Below are 23278 nucleotides of genomic sequence, written 5' to 3'. Positions count from 1 at the left end.
TAAAACATTTATAAAATAATTTACGGCTTTATTGTTATTTTGTGCGTATGCACGATACAAATTATGCTTATCAGCAATTACTTGATTTTACCATTCAGATTTTTAAAAAGATAGGTTGTCCGCAGGCAGATGCCGTAACCGCAGCGGAGGTATTGCTTTCGGCTGACCTGCGGGGGGTAGATTCACATGGGGTGGCCCGCCTGGCCGGTTATGTGCGGCTTTGGGAAGCGAAGCGCGTAAATGCAACACCGCAGATCAGGGTCATTCATGAAACGCCGTCCACAGCGGTGGTAGACGGAGACAGTGGGCTGGGCCTTGTAGTGGCGCCCTTTGCCATGAACCTGGCCATTGAAAAAGCCCGGCAGGTAGGCACCGGCTGGGTAAGCGTACAACACAGCAATCATTATGGTATTGCCGCTGCACATGCCATGAAGGCACTGGAGCATGATATGATCGGTATTTCCATGACCAATGCCAGTCCGCTGGTAGCGCCTACTTTTTCCACCTCAAAAATGCTGGGCACCAATCCCATTTGTGTGGCAGCGCCTGCCGGCAATGAGCCGGCCTTTGTAGCAGACCTCGCTACGACCACCGCCGCCAACGGAAAGCTCGAAATCCTGCAGCGCAAAAATGAAGCAGCACCGCAGGGATGGGTACAGGATGCCGAAGGCAATAGCACCACCGATGCCAATATCCTTAAAAAAGGCGGAGCCCTGTTGCCGCTTGGGGGAGACCGGGAGCATGGCAGTCATAAAGGCTATGCACTGGGTGCCGTGGTAGATCTTTTTTCGGCCTTGTTAAGCGGCGCCAATTATGCGCCCTGGGTTCCGCCCTTTCCGGCATATGTGCCCATGCCCGAGCGGCAGCCGGGAAAAGGGATCGGACATTTCTTCGGAGCCATGCGCGTAGATGCGTTCCGTACGGTGGCAGACTATAAACGGGATATGGACGACTGGATCGGTGGGTTCCGCAAGGCTGCCCCCATACCAGGACAGGAGCGGGTACTGATACCCGGAGATCCCGAACGGGAAATGGAAACCGAAAGAAGGAGCCATGGCATTCCCCTGCTGCCGGCAGTTGTAGCGGATCTGAAAGCGCTGGCGGCCAAGCTGGATGTGGTATTTTAAAAAGGATGCTGTTTACTGGTAAATTTTCGCGAAATTCGCGGCCGGGCCAAATCCTGCTGCGGGGATCTTAACCGCAAACAGGGCCGGCCGGAGTGGAGGTAAGGGCGGTGAAAAAGGTCTCCGGACCTTTAGGAAGGCGAAGCCTCCCAACGATTGCAAACAATAAACTAAATAGTAAAAAGAAATAAATAAGAAGAGCCATGAAGGTAATGAAATTTGGAGGTACCAGTGTTGGTAAACCAGAACGGATGAAACATATTGCTTCGCTTTTGCAGAAAGAAGAAGAAACCGCTATAGTGGTGCTTTCCGCTCTTTCCGGTACTACAAATGCATTGGTAGAAATAGGAAATGCCATTGCGCGGGGCGACCGCCATACGGCGCAGCAGTCCATCAATAACCTGCAGGAACATTACAATACATTCCTTAAGGAACTTTTTACAAAAGAAACATCGCTGGCAAAAGCACAGGCCATTGTGGATGAGCATTTCGAATTCTTAAATATTATCCTGAAGATCTCCTTCAGCGAGGCATTGAGCAAGGATATACTGGCTCAGGGCGAACTGCTTTCCACTAAAATATTTGCTGCTTATCTCGAGGAGCAGGGGGAATCGTATGCCCTGTTGCCGGCGCTGGAATTTATGAGCATCGATGAAAATGAGGAGCCGCAGATCGGCAGCATCCGGATCAAATTAACACAACTGCTGGCACAGCATTCCGATAAAAAGATTCTGGTTACACAGGGATACATCTGCCGCAACGCGAGAGGAGAAGTGGATAACCTGAAACGCGGGGGCAGTGATTATTCCGCCTCCCTGATTGCAGCAGCGATCAGCGCTTCTGTTTGTGAAATATGGACGGATATTGACGGCATGCATAACAACGACCCCAGGGTAGTAGGTACTACCCGCCCCGTTGAACAGCTCAGCTTTGAAGAAGCTGCCGAGCTGGCCTATTTTGGAGCAAAGATCCTGCACCCGGCATCGATATGGCCGGCACAGCAATATAAAATACCGGTAAAGTTGCTCAATACCATGGAGCCGGAAGCCAAAGGTACATTGATCACCCAGGATGCATCCGGTACCGGTGTAAAGGCCGTGGCTGCCAAGGATCATATTTATGCCATCCGTATTAAAAGCAGCCGGATGTTGCTGGCCTACGGATTCCTCCGGAAAGTATTCGAGGTATTTGAAAAATACAAAACCTCCATTGATATGATCACCACATCGGAAGTGGCCGTATCCTTAACCATCGATAATGCCGATCATCTGGAGCAGATCATAAAAGAGCTGGAAGTGCTGGGAACAGTGACGGTAGATACGGATCAAACAATTGTTTCTGTAGTCGGATACCGGATCAATGAAACCGAAGAGATCATTAAGAAATTGTTCGGATCGATCCGCAATGTACCCATCCGTATGGTATCTTATGGCGGAAGCCAGCATAATATATCGCTGCTTGTAAGTGCCGACGAAAAAGTGCATTTATTAAAACAGCTGAATAAGGGGATGTTTGGATTGGATTAGAAGCGGAAGAGAAGTGAATAGTCAATAGTAAATGAGGGATACTTTCTGGAGCCTGTGGTTTTGGGACTTCGGTTTTAGTGTTTAGAATTTAGTACGTAGTATTTGGATTTTGAGATTTAGCAAAGAACCGGAATGCCCTTTGCTTGTATCTTGATATTTAGAATTTAGCACTTATAAGTGAACCTTTATTGCATACCAGGATTTGGGGTGGATGAGCGCATCTATGGTAACCTGATAATTGATAAGGCCCGGCTATGTTTTTTGAACTGGCTGGATCCGGATCCGAAGGAGTCGTTTAATGCCTATGCGCGGCGCATGGCAGCAGGCATTGAGGACGAAGAGGCCATACTGGTGGGTATTTCCTTTGGAGGAATGGTAGCCCTGGAAATTGCCGGGTTCCGGAATATCAAACAGGTAATCCTGATCTCCAGCATCAAGCAACGGTCTGAAATGCCGTTGGAAATGCGGCTTGCAGGTGCGCTCCGGCTAAACCGGATCTTTCCGGTGAAAAAGATCCAGCAAAGCGAAGCCGCATACCGGATCGCCAACCGGCGACTGGGTGCCTATACCCCCGAAGAACAGGAATTTGCAAACACCTACCGGAAGACGGCAAATCTTGGGTATGTAAACTGGTCATTTGATAAGATCCTTAACTGGAGAAACACCCATGCGTTTAAAAATGTGATCCATATTCACGGCGACCGGGATCGCATCTTTCCCATAAAACATATCACGCCCGACTATACCATCAAAGAGGGTACACATATGATGGTTTGGAACCGCGCCACAGAGATCAGTGCCATTATCAACAAGGTTCTGCAGTTGTAAACAGTGCTGCGGTTACCCGCTTATCCCTTTAATCGAAGCACCGGTATCGTGGTGTTCCAGGCGATTTGTTTTCCCACACTTTTATGAAACAGCTGGCCGAAAAAGCTGCGTTCGTGGTGGATAAATGTTAGCAGGGAGATCTGGTGTTGACTTACAAATGCTTCCAGGCCCGCTTCTACATTTGACGCCTGCTGAAAATGCGTTACCACATTCAGCCGGCGCAGCTGTGCTTTAATGGCACTGATCCGTTCCTGGTTAACGGGGTCCGCCGGGTTCATGTTTACATTGATAACCTGCAGCTCATTTACCGGCAATTGCATTACAAACTGTTCGAGCTGCCGGATAGTGGTATCACTCAGTATTTCGAGGTCGGATGCCAGCGCGATCTTTTTGGGGATGCGATCCGTTGGCTGATCGGGTACAATCAGCAACGGACCATGGATGCCCTCAATAGCTTTGATGGCATTGCTGCCGATAAGTATTTTTTCCAGGCCTGATTTACCCCGGATCCCCATTACCACCAGGTCGTAACCCGCTGTTTTCAGCCGCTCGTTTACCACATCGCCCAGCAACCCCTCCGTTACCTCGGTTGTAATGGATAGGGAAGGGTGTATAGCGGCAAGTTCTTCCCTGAGCGCGTGAATGCGTTGCCGGCTGCTTTCGGCAATGGCTTCAGATTGTTCCGTGATCAGGGCATAGTTAATCAAACCCGGTGCCGCTTCGGGATTCATGCCGCCGGATGGATCTGCCTGGAAAAGCACGGGTGCCTCATATACATGCAAGAGTGTCAACGCTTCCGTTTGCCAAAGCGGTGCCAGGCTTAATGCATATTCAATAGCATGTGCTGCATTTCTTGAGAAATCGGTAAGCGCCAGAATCTTTTTCATGTGTGTGTGTTTAATTGCTATAATAACCGGCAGGAGTGAAGTATAAATGCGGCCGGTTTATGATGGCAGATTGTATCCTATAAAAGTACAAAAAACAGGCCGCTTTAAAAAGATGATTCCGGTTTACGGGAAAGGGTACACTTGCAACAACAATCATCCGCTGTGTTAAAGGTAACGGGTTGGTAAACCACGTGTCAAAACACCGGTACTTCCTGCCGGGCTCTATTTGCAAAAAAGCGGCGGGCTCCGGAGCCCGCCGCTTTTAAGGTCGTATAAATAGTGTATCTGTTAGAAGGCACCGGAATCATCATCTCCGTCAAGATTGATCTGGTAAGAATACAACCCGCTATAACCGGGATAGATTCCTTCCAGTTCCACTTTACTGCTCCGGCTGCTGCCCAGTACCTTGGCCAGCTCATCGATGGATTTTACACGTTGTCCGTTTGCTGCAGTAATGATAAACCCTTTATCCATCCTGCTTTTGCTTAACAGTCCATTGGGCCGGATGTTTTTGATTTCCACACCTCCGCCATTGATGCGCAGTTGTTCCGCCCGCTTTGGCTCTACATTTGCCAGTTCAACACCCAGCTGGTCGGCAATCTGATCCGAACTGGTCAGTTTGCTGGCGCTCGGTTTATCAGAAAGGGTTATATCTGCGGTAGCCTCTTTTCCTCCTCTCAGGTAGGTGAGTTTTATCTTGTCTCCTGGCTGTGCACTGGCAATAATGCCCGACATCTGTAAGCCTGATGCAACCGGTGTTCCACTCACTTTGGTAATAATATCGCCCTTTTTGATACCGGCTTTTGCTGCACCACCGCCATCCGGTGCTTCCAGTACATACACGCCGTCTCCGCCCTGCAGTCCGGCCTGTTTCAGGCGACGCTCATTTTCGCCCGGCGTTTTTTGCTCATCAAAATAGCTGATACCCAGGTAGCCGCGTTTTACATCACCATACTTGATGATATCATTGACTACTTTCTTTACAATATTTACGGGGATCGCAAAGGAATAACCGGCATAGGTACCGCTTGGTGCCAGGATGGCAGAGTTAATACCCACCAGCTGCCCGTTAGTATTGATCAACGCGCCACCGCTGTTACCCTGGTTTACCGCAGCATCCGTTTGGATAAAAGATTCTACGGGCGACATGCTTTGTTGTCCATTGATACCGATGCTGCGTCCCTTGGCGCTGATAATACCGGCGGTAACCGTAGCCTCCAGGTTAAACGGATAGCCTACGGCCAGTACCCACTGACCCAGTTTTACATCGTCCACATTGCCGTAAATCATATAAGGAAGGTTGTTGGCTTCCACTTTAAGAACGGCGATATCGCTGCTGGGGTCGCGCCCTACAACCTTTGCCGTATAGGTTTTGCGTCCTTCATTCAGGGTTACTTTTATTTCAGAAGCTACGCCATCGGCGCCATCAGAAACTACGTGGTTATTGGTAACGATATAGCCGTCCTGGCTGATGATCACCCCGCTGCCGGAGGCGCGTTGCTCCGGCCGGATCTGTGGTCCCAGGCCAAACATATCACCAAAAAAATCTTCAAAAGGATCACCGGTCCGGCCTCTGTTGGGCAGGTTATTGTCCAGTTTTTTAGCGGGGATCTTTGTTTTAATATGTACTACCGCAGGGATGGCCGATTCGGCCGCTTTTGTAAAATCCGTGGGTTCGGCAGCATTGCCTTTACTGTCAAAAAAACTGGCATAGTTGGCCGGCAATTTTCCATCTACCGGCATACCGGCTGTGCCGCCACCGCTGCGCGCAAATTTTCCATAAAGAAAAACGCCTGCAAAGGCAGACAGCATGCTTATCACAATCACCAAAAGAATTTGTTTCAATTTCATTTTACGATTCATTTAAAAATTTCGTTTTCAAAAATTATGCCTTGCTTATACAAAGTAACAAACTGTGCTGCACATTCGGAAGTTCTGTCAGTCAGTTTAACAAACTTTTACTAAAGTCTTCGTACTTCGGCGGTTCCTGTCTGTTCCTGTAATTATACCATATCGTTAAACGCTTTACTGCAGCGCATCATTCGTTCAAGGAAAGCAGGAATGCCAGGGTATCCTCACCGTCTGCATACTGGTCAATGGCGGGCGATTGGGCCTGTCCGAAGGGAATGCAATCGTGCCCTACAATGCATTGTACCGAGGGGTTGTTTACCAGCTCTCCAACCAGGTTCGACTTATTGCCGTAAAACGCATAATTCAGCTGGCTTACCGGGGAAAACAGCCCGGCATCTTCCACCAGCAGCAACGCCGGTGTGCTCATATAAAATCGTTTGTTGAGTAGGTACAGGGCAAGGTTATAGTCGTAATTATTCTTGTACTTATGCACGTCTGCCAGGTAATCATACTTTTTAAAAACCTGCAGCAACGGTTCAAAGTTGTATTGTTCCGGTACATAGATCTTGGTTACATTCCGGCATCCCATGCCGAAGTAAAGAAATACATCGTCTGCAAGCGCGTCCAGTTCTTCCGGTGTTTCCCGGCCCGTAAGCACCGCCGCGGAAGTACGGTTGCGGCGGATAAGATGGGGGTATTTTGCGAAGTAGTAATCAAAATACCCGGCTGTATTATCACTGCCCGTGGCAATATACGCATCGCATCCCTTTAGCAAGGTTTCGAACCGGATCCATGAAGCCAGCTCCGGTTCCCATTCGATCATTTTTGCTACCAGGTGCTGAATAAGGATTTCATCTTTTGAGGAAACCTTGATCAGGCAACGGTGACCGGCAATGAACACGCACAAAAGATCATGAAAGCCTACCAGCGGGATGTTGCCGGCCATCACAAGTCCCACAAGCCGCGGCATGTGCAGTGTTGCTTCCAGCTGTGGATAGCAGCCCGTCCATTTTTTTAATACCGGCTCCTGTAAAAAAGCCTGCGCGATGTTTTGTACAGACCGGTCGATAAACGCCGGTAAGAACCAGCCGTTGTTCCGGAATGCCCGCTCTTTTGCAGCGAGCCATTCATCACTCGCTCCCTGCATATAAGTACCCAAATTGGTCAATAAACGGATGCGTTGCGATAATGTCATCTTCAATGATTAATTTTGTACAAAATAAAGCGTTTACAGCATACGTTCATTCAAATTATAATTATTCGAATATGGCTATAAAAATAACAGAAGAGTGCATTAATTGTGGAGCCTGCGAACCGGAGTGTCCGAACAATGCCATTTATGAGGGTGGAGTGGAGTGGACCATTTCCGATGGCAATACAGTAACAGGTGAGTTTAAACTGTTTAACGGAAATGTGGTGGACGCCCACTTTAAAAATGCGCCGATCAGCGACGATACCTACTATATTGTTCCGGATAAATGTACCGAGTGTCAGGGATTTCATGAAGAACCACAATGTGCGTCGGTTTGTCCGGTAGACTGCTGTGTGCCGGATGAAATGTACCAGGAAACGGTAGAAGAATTACTGGCCAAGAAAGAAAAACTGCATTTATAATCATCAACAGAATGGAACAGCAGGAGCGTGGTGCTGCGTATCCTGTTCTTTAACGGACAATATGAAGAAAACGATCGCGTTGGTAACAGGAGGGCTTTCCGGGGAGTCGGTGATTTCCTATAAAAGCGCCGCTACGATTGAAAAACACCTCGACCGTGAAAAGTATGAGGTATATGTGGTAGACATCAATCCGGAAGGATGGTTTTATACAGACCGTTCCGGTCAGAAAACACCGGTTGCAAAGGATGATTTTTCCATTGTGGAAAACGGGCAAAAGATCCGGTTCGACGCAGTGCTGATCGGGATGCATGGCACACCGGGGGAAGACGGAAAGCTCCAGGGATATTTTGATATGCTGGGCATCCCGTATACCGGATGCGATGCCGCCAGCTCTGCGATTACTTTTAATAAACGGTACGCCGTGGCGGTGGCCAAGATGGCAGGGATTGGTGTGGCAAACTCGCTGCACCTGTTTGCCCATACGCCGGTGCCCGCTGCAGCCATACTGGAACAATTAAAGCTGCCGGTGTTTGTAAAACCCAATAACGGCGGGTCCAGCATCGGGATGAGCAAAGTGGAGGATGCTGCCCACCTGGAGGATGCCATCGCAAAAGCATTTAAGGAAGATAGCCAGGTGCTGGTGGAAGAAATGATCTCCGGACGGGAATTTACCGTTGGTGTATATAAGGCAAATGGCGCCATCCATGTGCTGCCACTCACGGAAGTGAAGGCGCACGACGGCCAGTCGTTTTTTGATTTTGAAGCCAAATATGAAGGAAAATCTACCGAGGTAACACCGGCGGTAGTAGAAGAGGCCATTGCAGAAAAAGTGCGGGCGGCAGCGCGGAAGGTATACGAGGTATTCAATTGCAGCGGTGTGATCCGGATCGATTTTATTTATAAAGAAGCAGAAGGCCGGCCATATATGCTGGAAGTAAATACCATTCCGGGTCAAAGTGCCGCCAGTATCGTACCGCAGCAGGTAGCGGCTGCAGGGGGAAGCCTGACGGATTTTTACACCCTTCTGGTGGAAGCCTGTTTTGAGGCCTGAAACGGAAGGACCGGTTTCCTGTTGTGAAGGACCTGATGCCTTTGGTGAATGGCTCCATTCCACGTTCCGGATTCTTAACACGGAATGCGGACAGCCGATAGCCGAATTATCCTATATTTACCAAGTATAATCAACACATGTTTCGTTTTATAACAAGAAGACCACTTTGGGTAAACATACTGGCGGGGATTATTCTGGCGCTGGCGGTTTTTTCAATCGTAATTCTCTCACTGGGATGGCTTACCCATCACAATGATGCGAAAACCGTTCCTCCGCTGTTGGGTAAAACCCTTGCGCAGGCAGAAAAAATACTGGCAGATGCCGGTTTTGACCTGGTAGTACAGGATAGTATCTTCAATGATACCTTAAAGCCGTTGCAGATCGTGCGCCAGGTACCTGATGAGTATGAAGTAGTGAAGTCGAACAGAACCGTATATCTGACCATTAACCGGGCCGAGCCACCGTTGGTGGAGATGCCCAATATTGTTGGATACAGCTTGGGCAGCGCCGAATTTGCCCTGAAAAATATGGGGCTGAAACTGGGTGATACGACCTTCAAACCCGATTTTGCAAAAAATACGGTATTGCAGCAACTCTATAATGGAGTGGCTATTCAGCCGGGTGCCAAAATAAGGCAGGGTTCCCGGGTAGATCTTGTGATCGGCAGCGGGCTGGGCAACGCCTTCCTGGTTCCCAACCTGGTGGGGCTTACCTATGCGGAAGCAAAGGCCCTGCTGGACGAAAAAGGTATCGGCATGGGGTCGGTGATCACTTCCGGTGGTGTAACGGACAGCGCAGCAGCATTTGTATACCGCCAGAACCCCGAACGCTTTGATGTGGAAGGCAACGCACGGTCCATCCGCCGGGGACAGATCGTGGATGTATGGCTGAGCGTGGAACGTCCGGTGGTGGATTCTACCGGCGGCGGAAACAACCGCGATTCGGTGCAGCAAGACACACCCGGCACACCGGAGTAATCGTTTTGATCACATTTAAAATAAGAAATATGAATACCATTACTGTTCAGGAACTTAAAAAGAGAATCGACAATGGTGAAAAAATCAACCTGATCGATGTAAGAGAGCCGGCAGAATATGAAGAATACAATATTGGCGGGAAGCTGATTCCCCTGGGAAACATTCAGAATATGGAGGTGGATGAACTGGAACCTTTAAAAGAGGAAGAAGTGATCATTCACTGCCGTAGCGGAAAACGAAGCGCTGCTGCCTGTTTGTTGCTGGACTCTATGGGGTTTAAAAATACCGTGAATGTAGAAGGGGGCGTGCTGGCCTGGCAGGAAGCCTTTGAACAATAAGAAGCATGGCTTTGCGGATAAAACTAAAAAAGTGCCGGAAGGCACTTTTTTTATAGGATCACTTTTTGCTTTTATCGGCATAGGGGATCAACCGGTACCCGGATTCCGGGAGGTCGAATTTTGACATGGGCACGGCTCCAAAGTCGATATTCGATACCGTGTTGGTCACTTTTGTTTTGCCATCGGTGGCTTCATACTCCATCACCAGGCCGGGAAGATTCTTGTTCATGAACAGGAATTCTGTATTTACAGGAACCAGGTCCTTTGTAAAGTAAACGGTAAACGTGGTGCCGTCGCTCAGTTTGCCTACCGCCTTCTGGCAACTGTAGTTGGCAATGGTCTTAAATTCGTTTTCAATACTGTAGGTGATGTTCTCGTATTTTTTATTATGATCCTTCCAGTCGGCAGGGGTTAGCTGCTTCATGAATTTTTGTTCACCGTAGCTGGTTAAAATGGTGGCACTGCCGGTTTTGCCCTCAAAAATGACGGACTGGGTACCCAGTGAGCTGATCATATCAGACCGGCCGGCATTCCCTTTCAGGTAGGTAACGCTGGTAGCGCCATCCATCATATCCGCCTTGCCGGGTTTACTGCTGTTGGTATTGATCACGATATCGTAATAAATGGTAGCTTCAGTCAGTTTTTTCTGCCCCCAAATTGCGGTACTGAACAAGAATCCCGTTAATACTGTTAAAACTGTTTTTTTCATTTCTATTCAATACATTGTACAGACGAGCCAAATTAAGGAAATGGTTGCGTATGAAAAAATACAATATCTGTTTGATCTTTTGAACGGATAAAAAGAACGTAAACTCCTGGAATAATAGTGAATTAAAATGTGTATATACTATATACACTCTTTTCCCGCAAATTCATCATTTTATCTTAATTTCGGCGAAAATAAAATAGGTAATGGCCGAGAAGATATTAATGCCCCGTTTGAGTGATACCATGACTGAAGGAGTTATCGCAGATTGGCATAAAAAAGTAGGAGATCCCGTTAAAAAAGGTGATTTGCTGGCGGAGATTGAAACGGATAAAGCCACTATGGAGCTGGAAAGCTATAAAGATGGAGTGATCCTCCACTTGGGTGGCCCCAAAGGAAGCAAATTACAGGTAGACGACCTGTTGGCAATAGTAGGCGAGGCTGGTGAAGATATTTCCGGTTTGGTTGGAGGTAACGGTGGTAGTGCCGCTGCTCCGGCCGCAAAAACTGCAGCACCGGCTGCTGAGGCGCCTAAAGAGGCACCGAAAGAACCACAGGCTGCGGCAGCTCCCGCAGTGGATGTGTCAAAAATGGAAGAAGTGGTGCTGATGCCCCGTTTGAGCGATACCATGACAGAAGGCGTGATTGCCAGCTGGGCAAAAAATGTAGGAGATCCTATTAAAAAAGGAGATTTGCTGGCAGAAATCGAAACCGATAAGGCCACCATGGAACTGGAAAGCTACAAGAACGGAACATTGCTTTACCAGGGTGCGGCTAAAGGTGAAAAGATCCAGGTGAACGACCTGCTTTGCATCATCGGCGATGCCGGTAAGGTAGATGTGAATGCCATCGTTGCGGCGGTAAAAGGTGGCGGTGCAGCCCCTGCAGCAGCAGCAAACGAAACGGCCGCTCCGGAACCACAACAGGCAGCAGTGACTGCCCCGGCTGCAGAAGCGGCCCCGGTTGCTGCTGGTGATGGCCGTATAAAAGCTTCACCGCTGGCAAAAAAACTGGCCGCCGAAAAAGGTGTGGATCTCAGCCGCATAAAAGGAAGCGGCGATAATGGAAGAATCATCAAATCCGATATCGATAACTATCAGCCTGCAGCGGCTCAAAGCCCTGCTTCGTCGCCCGCAACTGCTCCGGCAGCGGCTCCGGCAGGACAGGAAAGCTTTGACGATGTTCCGGTTTCACAAATGCGTAAAACCATCAGCCGCCGTCTTTCTGAGGTGAAATTCTCCGCACCGGAGTTTTATCTTACGATGGAGATCAATATGGATAAGGCAGTGGCCAGTCGTGCCCAGCTCAATGAAATTTCGGCCAATAAGATCTCATTTAACGACATGGTGCTGAAAGCCTGTGCCGTGGCGCTGAAAAAGCACCCCGCCATCAACAGCAGCTGGATGGGAGAATCCATCCGGGTAAATCATCATGTAAGCATCGGGGTAGCAGTAGCAGTAGAAGACGGTCTGCTGGTTCCGGTGGTACGGTTTGCCGATACCAAGTCGTTATCTCAGATTGCAGGAGAAGTAAAAGACTTTGCACAGAAGGCGAAGAACAAAAAATTACAGCCCTCAGACTGGGAAGGAAATACATTTACGATCTCTAACCTTGGCATGTTTGGCATCGAAGCGTTTACGGCCATCATTAATCCGCCTGCTTCCTGTATCCTGGCCGTAGGGGCCATCAATGAAGTACCGGTGGTAAAGAACGGGCAGATCGGGATCGGAAATATTATGAAGGTAACCCTCACCTGCGATCACCGGGTAGTAGATGGAGCTACGGGTGCTGCATTCCTGCAAACGCTGAAACAATTGCTGGAAGAGCCGCTCCGGATGCTGGTTTAAGCAAAAATGATCATCAAATAAATAGAACAGGCTGCAACCTTTAACGGAGCAGCCTGTTCTATTATATGGAGACGAAAACGTATGAGCAAGAAAACAGTTGTACTCGGCGCTTCCGAAAATCCCGCACGCTATAGCAATATGGCTGTTAAACGGTTACGGACGCATGGACATGAGGTGGTGGCCATTGGTAAACGGGAGGGGCAGATAGGTGATGTGCCGATACAGAAAGAACAAACCGATGAGCAGGGGGTAGATACTGTAACACTTTACCTGAATCCTGCACACCAGCAACAGTATGAAGCGTATATTCTGAAGCTGCATCCCCGCCGGATCATTTTTAACCCGGGCGCGGAAAATGAAGTATTGGCACAAAAAGCGAAAGAGCAGGGAATTGAACCGGTTGAAGCCTGTACCCTGGTGTTATTAACTACCAATCAATTTTAACTTAAAACTTGGAAGCTATGAGAAAAGTAATGCTATTGCTTATTACGGCGGTTGTATTCAGCAGCATGCTGCCGGCACAGTCTTTAAAACCCGTAGAAGCGGAAAGCAAGGTTGGATTTGTGATCAAGAATATGGGGGTGGATGTAGACGGCAGCTTTCAGGGGTTGAAAGGCGTGATCCATGTCAATGCTGCCGACTGGAGCAAGAGCTCTTTTGATGTAACGGTGGATGTGAATACGATCAACACTAATATTCAGCGGCGTGACAATCACCTGAAACAGGCTGACTTTTTTGATGCAGCGCAATACCCGGAGATCCGCATCCAGTCTACCCGCATCCTTCCCAAACAGGGGAATATTTACTATGCCGAAGCCATACTCACCATGCATGGCATTTCCAAAAATATCAAATTTGATTTTATTGCCAAGCCTGTTGACGGAGGCTATCTGATGACCTCAAATTTTTCCCTGAACCGGCTCGATTATAAAATAGGCCGAAGCAGTATTACCATGGCCGATAAGGTAACGGTAATGCTTTCCGTACTTGCAAAAAAGTAACCGGCCTCTTTTGCTATGATAAAGATATTGCTGACCGGGCTGTTATTTCTTTTAACGGTTTCGGGTATATGGGCACAGCCAGACACGGCGGCGGGCACATACAGGATCAGCGTTCTTACCTGCGGAACGGGCGATGAATTGTACACGTCTTTTGGGCATACTGCGGTACGGGTTGTAGACAGCCTTCATGGAACCGATATCGTTTACAACTACGGTACCTTTGATTTTAACGACCCCGATTTCTATACAAAATTTACTCTGGGAAAACTGTTGTATCTCCTGGATGCAGAAGATTTTGACCAGTTCTTATACAGCTATAGCCGGGAGGGCAGGAGGGTGACGGAACAGGTGTTGCAGCTGGATCCGGTGGATGCAAAAAAGATCCGGGCATTTTTAGAAACGAACCGGTTGCCGGAAAACCGGGCATACCGGTATGATTTTCTTTTTGACAACTGTGCCACAAGGGTACGGGATATTTTTCCGGCCACCCTGGATACTTCTTTTCACTTTGGACCGGCGTTGGACGGAAAGCGCTTGCGCTTCCGGGAAGTGATCGATCAGTACCTGGAAGGGAAACCATGGCAAGGTTTGGGGATCGATATCATTTTGGGCCGCCCGGTAGATGCGCCGATGAGTGATTTTCATTCCATGTTCTTGCCGGACTATCTTTATAACGGGTTGCAGCATGCCCGGTATCGCGGTCATACTTTTGTTAGCAGCCAGGTATTGCTGAAGGAAAAGATAGCAGCACCTGCGCATACCGTTAATGTGCCATTCCTTGTTTTTTTACTGGTGTTATTGCTGGTGCTTGCTGTTCATTTTATACCCCTGCTGCATCGGTGTCGTAAGCTGGTGACTGCCGCAATTCTTTTTATTACCGGGTTAATTGGTTTGCAGCTGCTGTTTATGTGGTTTTTTACCAACCACCAGTCCTGTGCTTATAACTGGAATATCCTGTGGGCGATGCCGCTCAATGCCATCATTGTTTTTATCAGGAATAAGCGGGTGGGGAAGTACTATTATCCTTTTGCCATTATGGGACTTATTGCAGCGTTTGCGGTGCATGTTTCCGGTATCCAGCAATTGCCGTTAAAAGAAACTGCGCCGTTGCTGGCGGCTTTGGGGATCATTTATGCGTACAATTTTAAAAACAGTGTATCGCATTGAAGGCGCTTCCATCTTATATTTAAGATCCGTTATCGGATATGTTAAATCCTGCAGGCAGCGGTTTAATGGTTGAGGTTTAAGGTTGCAGGTTAGATCCGTTTAGCGCTTCACGCTGTATGTCAAATCCCCAATCCCGCGCCGAAATCAGCGGATAACAGAAGGCCAGCCGCTGACTCACTTTTCAGCGGGATCATAGGCCCATTCTACCAGCGTTGCACCCCAGGTAAAACCTCCGCCAAAGGCCGCCAGAACAATCTTATCGCCGGTTTTTAGCCGGTTTTCCCACTCCCAAAGACAAAGCGGAATGGTGGCTGCAGTTGTATTACCAAACTTCTGAATATTGATCATCACCTTTTCTTGTGGAAGCCCGATGCGTTGAGCCGTGGCATCAATGATGCGGAGGTTGGCCTGGTGCGGAGCCAGCCATGCAATATCTTCACCGGTCAGCTGGTTGCGCTCTAGGAGCTGGGCGCTTACGTCTGCCATGCCGGTAACGGCAAATTTGAAAACGGTTTTGCCTTCCTGGTAAGCATAGTGCTCGCGCGCGGCAACGGTTTCCGCACTTGCCGGGTACATCGATCCGCCAGCTTTCATTCTCAGGTACTGCGCGCCGCTTCCATCGCTTTTGAGGATGCTATCCTTAATGCCATGGCCATTCTGGCTGGGCTCCAGCAAAACAGCAGCTGCACCATCGCCAAAAATGATACAGGTGGCCCGGTCCGTATAGTCGATAATCGAGCTCATTTTATCGGCACCCACCACTACTACTTTTTTATAACGCCCACTTTCAATAAGCGAGGCCCCCAGGGTTAAGGTATATAAGAAACCGGAGCAGGCAGCCGATACATCAAAGCCCCAGGCATTCTTTGCGCCGATCTTATCACAAACCAGGTTTGCAGTAGCCGGGAATACCATATCCGGGGTAACGGTTGCCACAATCAGGCAATCGATCTCCATCGGGTCGATCCCTCTCTTTTCACAAAGTTGCCTTACAGCAGGCACGATCATTTCTGAAGTTCCTTTTCCCTCGCCTTTCAGGATCCTGCGTTCCGTGATCCCTGTTCGTGTGCGGATCCATTCATCGGTCGTATCTACAATCTTCTCCAAGTCAAAATTTGTTAACTTGTCTTCAGGAACATATCCGCCCACTGCCGTGATGGCCGCTGTAACTTTGTTGCTCATCTGGTAAAAAAAATTTAGCGCCAAAGTTAGGGTGAATGTACGGGAATTGAAAATCATAAATTAGAAATGGAAAAATCAAAATTAGAAATTTAAATTCGCGTCATGTATGCATATCTGAAAGGAAAATTTGCGTTTAAAACGCCGTCTTCTGTAATCGTAGACGTGAATGGCGTGGGCTATGAGGTAAACATCAGTTTGAACACTTATTCCAAAATTGAAGCCCTCGGTGAGGGATTGCTGTTTACGCATCTTCTGATAAGGGAGGATGCCCAGTTGCTGTATGGCTTCGCGGATAGCAGGGAAAAAGATATCTTCCTGGGATTGATCGGCGTGTCGGGTATTGGTGCCGGAACGGCCCGGTTAATCCTGTCTTATATGAAGCCGGATGAGGTGGTTAAGGCTATAACCTATGGAGATGCAAAAAGCCTGGAGCGCATAAAGGGCATCGGCAAGAAAACAGCTGAGCGGGCGGTGCTGGAGTTAAAAGATAAGCTGGGCAAGCTGCACATTGATCTGCCGGTAGAACAGGCGCTAACAGCGGTGCCTTCTGTAAGACAGGATGCGGTGGAGGCGTTGCTGGCCCTGGGTATTCAACGGGCGCAGGCCGAACAGGCGGTTCAAAAAGTACTTGCACAGGAACCGGAAACCGGTTTGGAACAACTGGTGAAGAAAGCGCTGAAGGGCATTTAGCCCACTAAGTTCTAAAGATCCGGATCTTAAATTCAGGAAACAAGAGTTCGCGCTTCATGACTGAGGTTGATAGATGAAATCTCAGATCTCAGATCTCAAATCTCAAATCTGATAGCTGATAACTGAAGGCTGAACGCTGAATGCTAAATGCTGACCGCTCAAATCTCAGGTCTCGATTCTCGATTCCCAATTCTAAAAACTGCCTACTCAAACATCGACGGATCATTGTTGATCTCAATCCAGTAATTGTCGGGATCGCGGAGCCAGATCTGTTTTACACCGTCTACGCGGGTAGTAATGGAGCCCTGTTTGCCACTTACATCTTCATAAGGTACTTTATGCTGGTTCAGTTTCCGGATGAAATCATCCAGGGAGGCTACCGTAAAACACATATGGTTGTTCTTGAAATATTCCCTGGGCTTATCTGCACCCAGGATGATGTGAAGGGTGGTTTTCGGGCCGGTTTTGAACCAGGCATGTTTGCCGATCTTAAAGGGTTCATCTACCTGTTCCAAACCGATAATATCTGCATAAAAGGCGGCTGCTTTTTTAAGATCGGTTACATAGATGGCCTGGTGATTGGACAGCACAACCGGCCGGTTATTTGATTGCTGGGCATGTAGATTCATAACAGTAACAACAATAAAAGTAAGGATCAACTGTACTCTTTTCATGGCAGGGAATATGCGGTTTATAAAACCAAATGTATCGATTTTATACATGAGAACCTGCGGCCCTTACCGGATTTTAAATTTCATGCCGGCATGGGGCCGGTCCGCACAGCGCAGCATGCATCACGGCATGGCCTGGGCATACACCACACGCTAAAAGCGGAAAGATATATCAGTGAAAAAACGGCGTTTTAATGATGATGTGCAACGCCGGGCCGGCTCAGCTCCTTTAAGTAAGAAACGTGAGAAACAAACGCATTGTGTACCCGCCGGTATTCGATGTATTGCACATTAAACTCGGCGCAGGTGCTTTTAATGATCTTGTTGATCCGGGGATAATGAATATGCGAAATCTTGGGAAACAGGTGATGTTCTACCTGGAAGTTCAGGCCGCCCATAAACCAGCAGGCCAGCCGGTTCCTGGTAGCAAAATTGGCGGTGGTCTTCAGCTGATGGATGGCCCATTCGTCGTCTACCTTGTTGTTTTGGGCATTTACCACCGGGAAGTGGGTATGTTCTACCGTATGGGCCAGCTGGAATACAACGCTGAGCACAAAGCCGGCAAAAAGCGTATAGGTCAGAAATCCGATGCCCCAGGTTTCAAAACCCAGCATGTAAATAGGTAATACCACAAATAGGAAAATATGCAATAGCTTAAATCCCCAGAAAGTGATGTGGTCCTTTGGCTTCATTTTTTTCAGCGGAATTTCACCCACTTTACCCGTAAAATACTTCTTATAATCAGAGAAAAAGATCCAGAAAAGATACAGGAGGGAATAAGCCAGCCAGAAATAGAAATGCTGGTACCGGTGCATTTTGTGGTATTTCTGGGTTTCGCATAACCTTAAAAAGGGTTTGGCATCCAGGTCATCATCAATACCATCAATATTGGTGTAAGCGTGGTGAATGACATTATGCTTCATCTTCCACATAAAGGTATTGGCTCCCAGGAAGTTTAATGAAGACGCCGCCAGCGTATTTACCCAGGGCTTGCTGCTGAAACTTCCATGTGCGCCATCGTGCATGATATTAAAGCCAATGGCCGAGGTAAATAACCCCAGCAACAGGCATTCAATAATGGCCCAGGTGGTGGGAGGGGTAAAAAAGACCAGGTGTACATAAATTGCCAGAAACCCTACTACAAGGAACAAGGCTTTTGAGTACAGGCGGAAATTGCCGGTGCTGCGAACGCCTTTCGACTCGAAATAATCGTGTATACGATTTTTCAGAACCGTATGGAACGAAGGAGGAGGGGGCGTTGCAAACTTGGGAAAAGCCATTGTTAGAATTTATATTTTATTGGGGTGCAAAGGTAGCTAAAATACGTCAGCCCTGCGTGTCTTATTCTGGTAAAATATTTGTCGTTATTTTAACATTTGTCCTTAAGTTTCGTTAAGGATCACCGACGACAGGTTTTCCATGCCGATAATCTTCGTGGTTATCAGCCCTTCAGCGTGTTTTACCCCGATGCGTTTACCTAGCATCCGGCTCCTTGCCAGGATGCTTTCCCGGAAATCCGGGGTGGAAATATAGGTTTGGGGGCCGGTGTCGCCCTTATCAGGGGTTCCTGTATAAAACTGTGTGCGGTAGGCCTCAATGGCCTTCATTTTCAGATCGATCACCGAGGAAATATCAATCAGCACACTGGGCTCATGGTACCAGTCCTGCATATACTGGAAAAAATAGGAGGGACGCCATTTTTGCTGCGGGGTGCCATCATCGTCCGTTGTTTCTATTTTCGAAAGGCCCGATAAAAAGCAGGCGTCATTGATCAGGTGTCCGGCACGCCCATGATCCGGGTGACGGTCTTCCAACACGTTGCCCAAAACGATATCGGGCCGGTATTTCCGGATCACTTTTATCAGCCGGAGCTGGTGCTCTTCATCGTTGCGGAAAAAGCCATCCCGCATTTTCAGGTTTTCCCGAACGGAAACGCCCATAATCCTTGCGGCCTCCGCAGCTTCTGCATAACGGGTTTCTTTGGTACCCCTTGTTCCCAGTTCTCCCTGGGTAAGATCAACGATACCGGCTTTTTTACCGGCCTGGATCTCCTTTAACAGTGCTCCGGCACAGCAGAGTTCTACATCATCCGGATGAACGCCAATAGCGAGTATGTCTAATTTCATGAACGAGTGTTTGTTTTTGTTGCAGGCAAAAAAGCCTGTTTCCCTACATATTGGCAAAGAAACAAAAGAAAAAGCAGAATGTTCAGGTAGGTGGCTGAGAAGGGTACGGGAATGCGGGTATAAGCGTTAGCGATCCGGGCGCTCTTATCGCTGAACGGAACCGTGCTTGCAATGAAAGTAATGGTTCGCTATACTAAGGCGTTGCCTGTACGAGGGTCCGTATTTCCTGTAAAGTTCCGTCTTTAAAGAGAAGGGTGTTCCGGGTTACGCTTTTTTTATCGGGCTGCCGGTAATTTAAATACCATTCGGCGGAACCAGACATCCGGGCATCATATGGTTTGCTGATAAACTTTGCAAAGGCAGATATGGCGGAAAAATAGTCTTTATACCGGGCGTTGGACTGCAACTGCAGCAGTTTGGGGTAAAGCACATTAACAGAATCTCCGGCGTTGATGGTATATCGGTATTGCCGGCCCCCGGGCCATTGGGGAAGCTGCCGGCCTTCCGGGTTATAAATGGTTTTGATGCGGTCGTTTTCAATCTGAAAGAGCACATATTCCGAGGGATGGGATTGATTGCTCAGCCGCAGATCGGAATAATAGCCCAGCTTGCCCTTCAATACTTCGATGCCCGAAAATTGTGGATTGGTTACCCAAAGCATGTCGATATTCTTTTCCAGCCCGATGCTTTTGATTTTTTCATATACCGTCTCATGCGAATCCCCGATCTGCATGCCCAAAAAACTGCCTGAGCGGAGGGTATCTGCTGCAAGGATGCGTCCTTCCACCGGGTCAATGATCAATTGCGGTTGCAGGTCTTCTTTCTGGCAGGCGAAAAGCAGCAGGCTGCACACCAGGAGCAGGGCGCCGGTGCGGATGGGCTTATACAGTAGCCTCATATGGTTGATTGCGGTCATGGATAGTAGTGGATATATCTGTAAGACGCATGGATATCCCCATTCGCAACAAGGGGTATTTGCTTTGTGGTACCTGAGCAGAGAAAAGCCTGGTACGGTTACTTGAGTTTTGCTTTAATTTCCTGCAATTTCAGCAATGCTTCAACTGGTGTAAGGCGGTTGATGTCAATATCGGTAAGTGCTTTGCGGATCGAATCGAAGGTTTCGCTGTGCGCGTCAAAAATCGATAGCTGGAATTGGGGTGCGTTGACATCCCTCATCTTTTCCTGGATGTTTTTTTCACCGCTTGCTTCATCCATATGCTTGTTTTCAAGCTGGGCAAGGATTTCGTTCGCCCGTTGGATCAGGGCGGGTGGCATACCGGCCATTTTAGCCACATGGATCCCGAAACTGTGGGTGCTGCCGCCGCGGGCCAGTTTGCGCAGGAAAATGATCTTGTTGCCGATTTCTTTATTGGTAACATGATAATTCTTTACCCGTTCCAGCTTTTCTTCCAGTTCGTTGAGCTCGTGGTAATGCGTTGCAAACAGGGTCTTGGGCTGGTAGGATGATTGATGCAGGTATTCTGCAATACTCCAGGCAATGGAGATCCCGTCGTAGGTAGAAGTACCCCTCCCGATCTCATCCAGCAATACCAGGCTTCTGTCTGTAATATTATTAATGATGGAAGCGGTTTCATTCATTTCAACCATGAATGTACTCTCCCCACCGCTTAAATTATCGGAGGCGCCCACCCGGGTAAAAATTTTATCCGTCAGTGAAATATGGGCTTCGGTGGCCGGAACAAAACTGCCCATATGCGCCATCAGGGTAATCAGCGCGGTTTGACGCAGCAGCGCCGATTTACCACTCATATTCGGACCCGTAAGAATGATGATCTGCTGATCGGCCTTATTCAGCTCCAGGTCGTTGTGAATATAACTTTCACCAACGGCCAGGTTCCGCTCAATTACAGGATGCCGGCCCTCTTTAACGTTCCACACAGTGTCTTCATAAACCGTTGGTTTTTTATACTGGTAATGAATGGCATTATGTGCAAAGCAGACCAGACAATCGAGAATGGCAACTAAATTGCCGTTGGCCTGTACCGGCGCCAGGTACTCGAACAATTCGTTGAGCAACTGGTCGTATAACCGTTGTTCCAGCGTCAATATCTTTTCTTCAGCTCCTGTGATCTTTTCCTCATACTCTTTTAATTCCGGGGTGATATAGCGTTCGGCATTGGCCAGCGTTTGTTTCCGGATCCAGTACTCGGGTACCTTGTTCTTATGTACGTTGGTAACTTCAAGATAATATCCAAACACATTATTAAATCCCACTTTAAGCGAACTGATGCCGGTTGCTTCCGCTTCTTTTACCTGTAACTTGGTAAGGTAAGCTTTTCCATCGCTGGAAATAGTGCGCAATTCATCCAGTTCTTCCAGTATTCCTGTTTGGATCACTCCGCCTTTGGCAATGGTGGCCGGTGGCAGTTCTACGATTTCACGGCTGATCTTTTCCGCGATTACAGGGCAGGGGTTAAGCGCATCGCCCACGCGCTGCAGGTAGGCATTGGACTGGGCCAGGCAGGTTTGTTTAATGATGGCTACCTGCTGCAGGCCCCGGGCCAGTTGTAATACTTCCCTGGGGTTGATCTTTTTGGTGGGGATCTTGGCTACCAGCCGCTCGATGTCGCCGCAAAGCTTGATCGACTGGGTCAATAGCTGCCGGAGCTCGGGGTCCTTGATCATGGTTTCCACAACGTCCAGCCGTTCATTGATCTTGTGGAGATCGATCAGCGGAAAAATGATCCACCGTTTTAACAGGCGTGCGCCCATGGGCGATACTGTATTATCCAGCACCTTTAACAGCGTGTGGCCTTCGGCGGGTCCGCCCGCCAGTTCCAGGTTGCGGATGGTGAATTTGTCCATCCACAGGAACTCATCCTTATGAATGCTGCCGATGGAGGTAATATGTTGCAGATTGGGATGCTCGGTATCTTTCAGATAATGGATCACGGCGCCTGCCGCGGTGATGCCCTTTTCCATTTCAGCAATGCCAAAACCTTTCAGCGAGTGGGTCTGGAAATGTTTTAACAGTACATCCTGGGCATAGTTTTTATCAAAGATCCATTCGTCCAGGGTATAGATATAGGTCTTGCTGCCAAAATATTCCTTGTATTTTTTTTGCTGGTGGCGCTGGAACACGACTTCTGCGGGCCGGAAACTTTGCAGCAGTTTATCGGCGTATTCGCGGTCGCCTTCTGCTACAAAAAATTCGCCGGTGGAGAGATCGAGAAAGGCGAGGCCGAATTGTTCGTCGTCTGCAAAATGGATACCCGCCAGGAAATTATTGCTGTTATGTTCCAGCAGTTTGTCGTTGATGGCGGTTCCGGGTGTGAGCATTTCTGTTACACCCCGCTTAACGATTCCCTTTGCCTGTTTGGGATCTTCCAGCTGGTCGCAGATGGCTACCCGGTAGCCCGCCTTTACCAGTTTATGCAGGTAGGTATCCAGCGAATGGTGCGGAAACCCCGCAAGATCCAGCGAAGCAGCCGCCCCGTTGTTTCTTTTTGTAAGGGTAATGCCCAGCACCTGGGACGCAATCACCGCATCCTGGCCAAAGGTTTCATAAAAATCACCCACGCGAAACAGTAATACGGCATCCGGGTATTTTTGTTTGATAGCCTTGTGCTGCTGCATTAGCGGAGTATCCTGCGGGTTGTTATTTTTTGCCTTTGCCATGGAGCGCAAAAATAGGGGAAAACGGCGTTTATTAGGAGGATGGCAGGCACCAA

Annotated in this window: 22 protein-coding genes; 12 read left to right on the top strand and 10 right to left on the bottom strand. The window is 48.4% G+C overall.

Translation table 11 applies throughout. From position 1 onward, the window contains the following. Positions 1-47 precede the first annotated feature (47 nt). The 3 genes from LQ567_RS09075 (at position 48) to LQ567_RS09065 (ending at position 3478) form a co-directional block, all read left to right on the top strand. A complete protein-coding gene (locus tag LQ567_RS09075) occupies positions 48-1127 on the top strand; it encodes an Ldh family oxidoreductase (protein WP_231004182.1) in 1080 nt (359 codons plus the stop codon). 200 nt (positions 1128-1327) lie between these two features. Continuing rightward, positions 1328-2650 carry an aspartate kinase gene (locus LQ567_RS09070; protein WP_231004181.1) on the top strand — a complete coding sequence of 441 codons (1323 nt, stop codon included), beginning with the start codon at positions 1328-1330 and terminating at the stop codon, positions 2648-2650. 177 nt (positions 2651-2827) lie between these two features. Next, entirely contained in the window at positions 2828-3478 is a 651-nt protein-coding gene (locus LQ567_RS09065) for an alpha/beta hydrolase (protein ID WP_231004180.1), read from the top strand. Between the two features lie 20 nt (positions 3479-3498). Here the strand turns inward: LQ567_RS09065 and LQ567_RS09060 are convergent, their stop codons facing one another. The 3 genes from LQ567_RS09060 to LQ567_RS09050 form a co-directional block, all read right to left on the bottom strand. Continuing rightward, a complete protein-coding gene (locus LQ567_RS09060) occupies positions 3499-4365 on the bottom strand; it encodes a universal stress protein (protein ID WP_231004179.1) in 867 nt (288 codons plus the stop codon). Positions 4366-4653: 288 nt separating this feature from the next. Continuing rightward, positions 4654-6216: a trypsin-like peptidase domain-containing protein gene (locus LQ567_RS09055; protein ID WP_231004178.1), complete on the bottom strand. Its 1563-nt coding sequence runs from the start codon at positions 6214-6216 to the stop codon at positions 4654-4656. 187 nt (positions 6217-6403) lie between these two features. After that, complete coding sequence (locus LQ567_RS09050) at positions 6404-7411, bottom strand: acyl-CoA reductase (RefSeq protein ID WP_231004177.1); 1008 nt, start codon at positions 7409-7411, stop codon at positions 6404-6406. 71 nt (positions 7412-7482) lie between these two features. Between LQ567_RS09050 and LQ567_RS09045 the strand changes: the two genes are divergently transcribed. From LQ567_RS09045 to LQ567_RS09030, 4 genes are all read left to right on the top strand, one after another. Then, positions 7483-7830: a 4Fe-4S dicluster domain-containing protein gene (locus tag LQ567_RS09045; RefSeq protein ID WP_231004176.1), complete on the top strand. Its 348-nt coding sequence runs from the start codon at positions 7483-7485 to the stop codon at positions 7828-7830. 61 nt (positions 7831-7891) lie between these two features. Continuing rightward, a complete protein-coding gene (locus LQ567_RS09040) occupies positions 7892-8881 on the top strand; it encodes a D-alanine--D-alanine ligase (RefSeq protein WP_231004175.1) in 990 nt (329 codons plus the stop codon). A 137-nt stretch (positions 8882-9018) separates the two neighbouring features. Continuing rightward, positions 9019-9858 carry a PASTA domain-containing protein gene (locus LQ567_RS09035; protein ID WP_231004174.1) on the top strand — a complete coding sequence of 280 codons (840 nt, stop codon included), beginning with the start codon at positions 9019-9021 and terminating at the stop codon, positions 9856-9858. A 29-nt stretch (positions 9859-9887) separates the two neighbouring features. Next, positions 9888-10196 carry a rhodanese-like domain-containing protein gene (locus tag LQ567_RS09030; RefSeq protein ID WP_231004173.1) on the top strand — a complete coding sequence of 103 codons (309 nt, stop codon included), beginning with the start codon at positions 9888-9890 and terminating at the stop codon, positions 10194-10196. Positions 10197-10254: 58 nt separating this feature from the next. On the opposite strand, the gene LQ567_RS09025 is transcribed toward LQ567_RS09030, so the two are convergent. Beyond that, positions 10255-10905: a hypothetical protein gene (locus LQ567_RS09025; RefSeq protein WP_231004172.1), complete on the bottom strand. Its 651-nt coding sequence runs from the start codon at positions 10903-10905 to the stop codon at positions 10255-10257. Between the two features lie 203 nt (positions 10906-11108). On the opposite strand from LQ567_RS09025, the gene LQ567_RS09020 reads away from it, so the two are divergent. The 4 genes from LQ567_RS09020 to LQ567_RS09005 all read left to right on the top strand — a co-directional run bounded on the left by LQ567_RS09020 (position 11109) and on the right by LQ567_RS09005 (position 14917). Continuing rightward, complete coding sequence (locus LQ567_RS09020) at positions 11109-12749, top strand: pyruvate dehydrogenase complex dihydrolipoamide acetyltransferase (protein ID WP_231004171.1); 1641 nt, start codon at positions 11109-11111, stop codon at positions 12747-12749. A gap of 81 nt (positions 12750-12830) precedes the next feature. Continuing rightward, positions 12831-13193: a CoA-binding protein gene (locus LQ567_RS09015; RefSeq protein WP_231004170.1), complete on the top strand. Its 363-nt coding sequence runs from the start codon at positions 12831-12833 to the stop codon at positions 13191-13193. Between the two features lie 17 nt (positions 13194-13210). Then, positions 13211-13750 (top strand): YceI family protein, encoded by a 540-nt coding sequence (locus tag LQ567_RS09010; RefSeq protein WP_231004169.1) that lies wholly within the window; start codon positions 13211-13213, stop codon positions 13748-13750. 15 nt (positions 13751-13765) lie between these two features. Beyond that, a complete protein-coding gene (locus LQ567_RS09005; RefSeq protein WP_231004168.1) occupies positions 13766-14917 on the top strand; it encodes a lipoprotein N-acyltransferase Lnb domain-containing protein in 1152 nt (383 codons plus the stop codon). A 174-nt stretch (positions 14918-15091) separates the two neighbouring features. Here LQ567_RS09005 and LQ567_RS09000 read toward each other — a convergent pair whose 3' ends face one another. Continuing rightward, complete coding sequence (locus tag LQ567_RS09000) at positions 15092-16099, bottom strand: beta-ketoacyl-ACP synthase III (RefSeq protein ID WP_231004167.1); 1008 nt, start codon at positions 16097-16099, stop codon at positions 15092-15094. 102 nt (positions 16100-16201) lie between these two features. Here LQ567_RS09000 and ruvA point away from each other — a divergent pair, with 102 nt between their 5' ends. Continuing rightward, positions 16202-16789, top strand: coding sequence for a Holliday junction branch migration protein RuvA (gene ruvA, locus LQ567_RS08995; RefSeq protein ID WP_231004166.1), 588 nt, complete (start codon positions 16202-16204; stop codon positions 16787-16789). A gap of 203 nt (positions 16790-16992) precedes the next feature. Here the strand turns inward: ruvA and LQ567_RS08990 are convergent, their stop codons facing one another. The 5 genes from LQ567_RS08990 to mutS all read right to left on the bottom strand — a co-directional run bounded on the left by LQ567_RS08990 (position 16993) and on the right by mutS (position 23225). Next, positions 16993-17463: a VOC family protein gene (locus LQ567_RS08990; protein ID WP_231004165.1), complete on the bottom strand. Its 471-nt coding sequence runs from the start codon at positions 17461-17463 to the stop codon at positions 16993-16995. 188 nt (positions 17464-17651) lie between these two features. Continuing rightward, positions 17652-18740, bottom strand: a complete 1089-nt coding sequence (locus LQ567_RS08985) for a fatty acid desaturase family protein (protein ID WP_231004164.1) — start codon at positions 18738-18740, stop codon at positions 17652-17654. A gap of 102 nt (positions 18741-18842) precedes the next feature. Next, entirely contained in the window at positions 18843-19586 is a 744-nt protein-coding gene (gene bshB1, locus LQ567_RS08980) for a bacillithiol biosynthesis deacetylase BshB1 (RefSeq protein ID WP_231004163.1), read from the bottom strand. Between the two features lie 193 nt (positions 19587-19779). Beyond that, positions 19780-20484: a hypothetical protein gene (locus LQ567_RS08975; protein WP_231004162.1), complete on the bottom strand. Its 705-nt coding sequence runs from the start codon at positions 20482-20484 to the stop codon at positions 19780-19782. Positions 20485-20600: 116 nt separating this feature from the next. After that, positions 20601-23225, bottom strand: coding sequence for a DNA mismatch repair protein MutS (gene mutS, locus LQ567_RS08970; RefSeq protein ID WP_231004161.1), 2625 nt, complete (start codon positions 23223-23225; stop codon positions 20601-20603). Between the last annotated feature and the right edge of the window lie 53 nt (positions 23226-23278).

Source organism: Niabella pedocola (assembly GCF_021044425.1).
Taxonomy (GTDB): domain Bacteria; phylum Bacteroidota; class Bacteroidia; order Chitinophagales; family Chitinophagaceae; genus Niabella; species Niabella pedocola.
The sequence above is the reverse complement of the archived record's forward strand: the minus strand, read 5'-3'. Positions and strand labels throughout refer to the sequence as shown.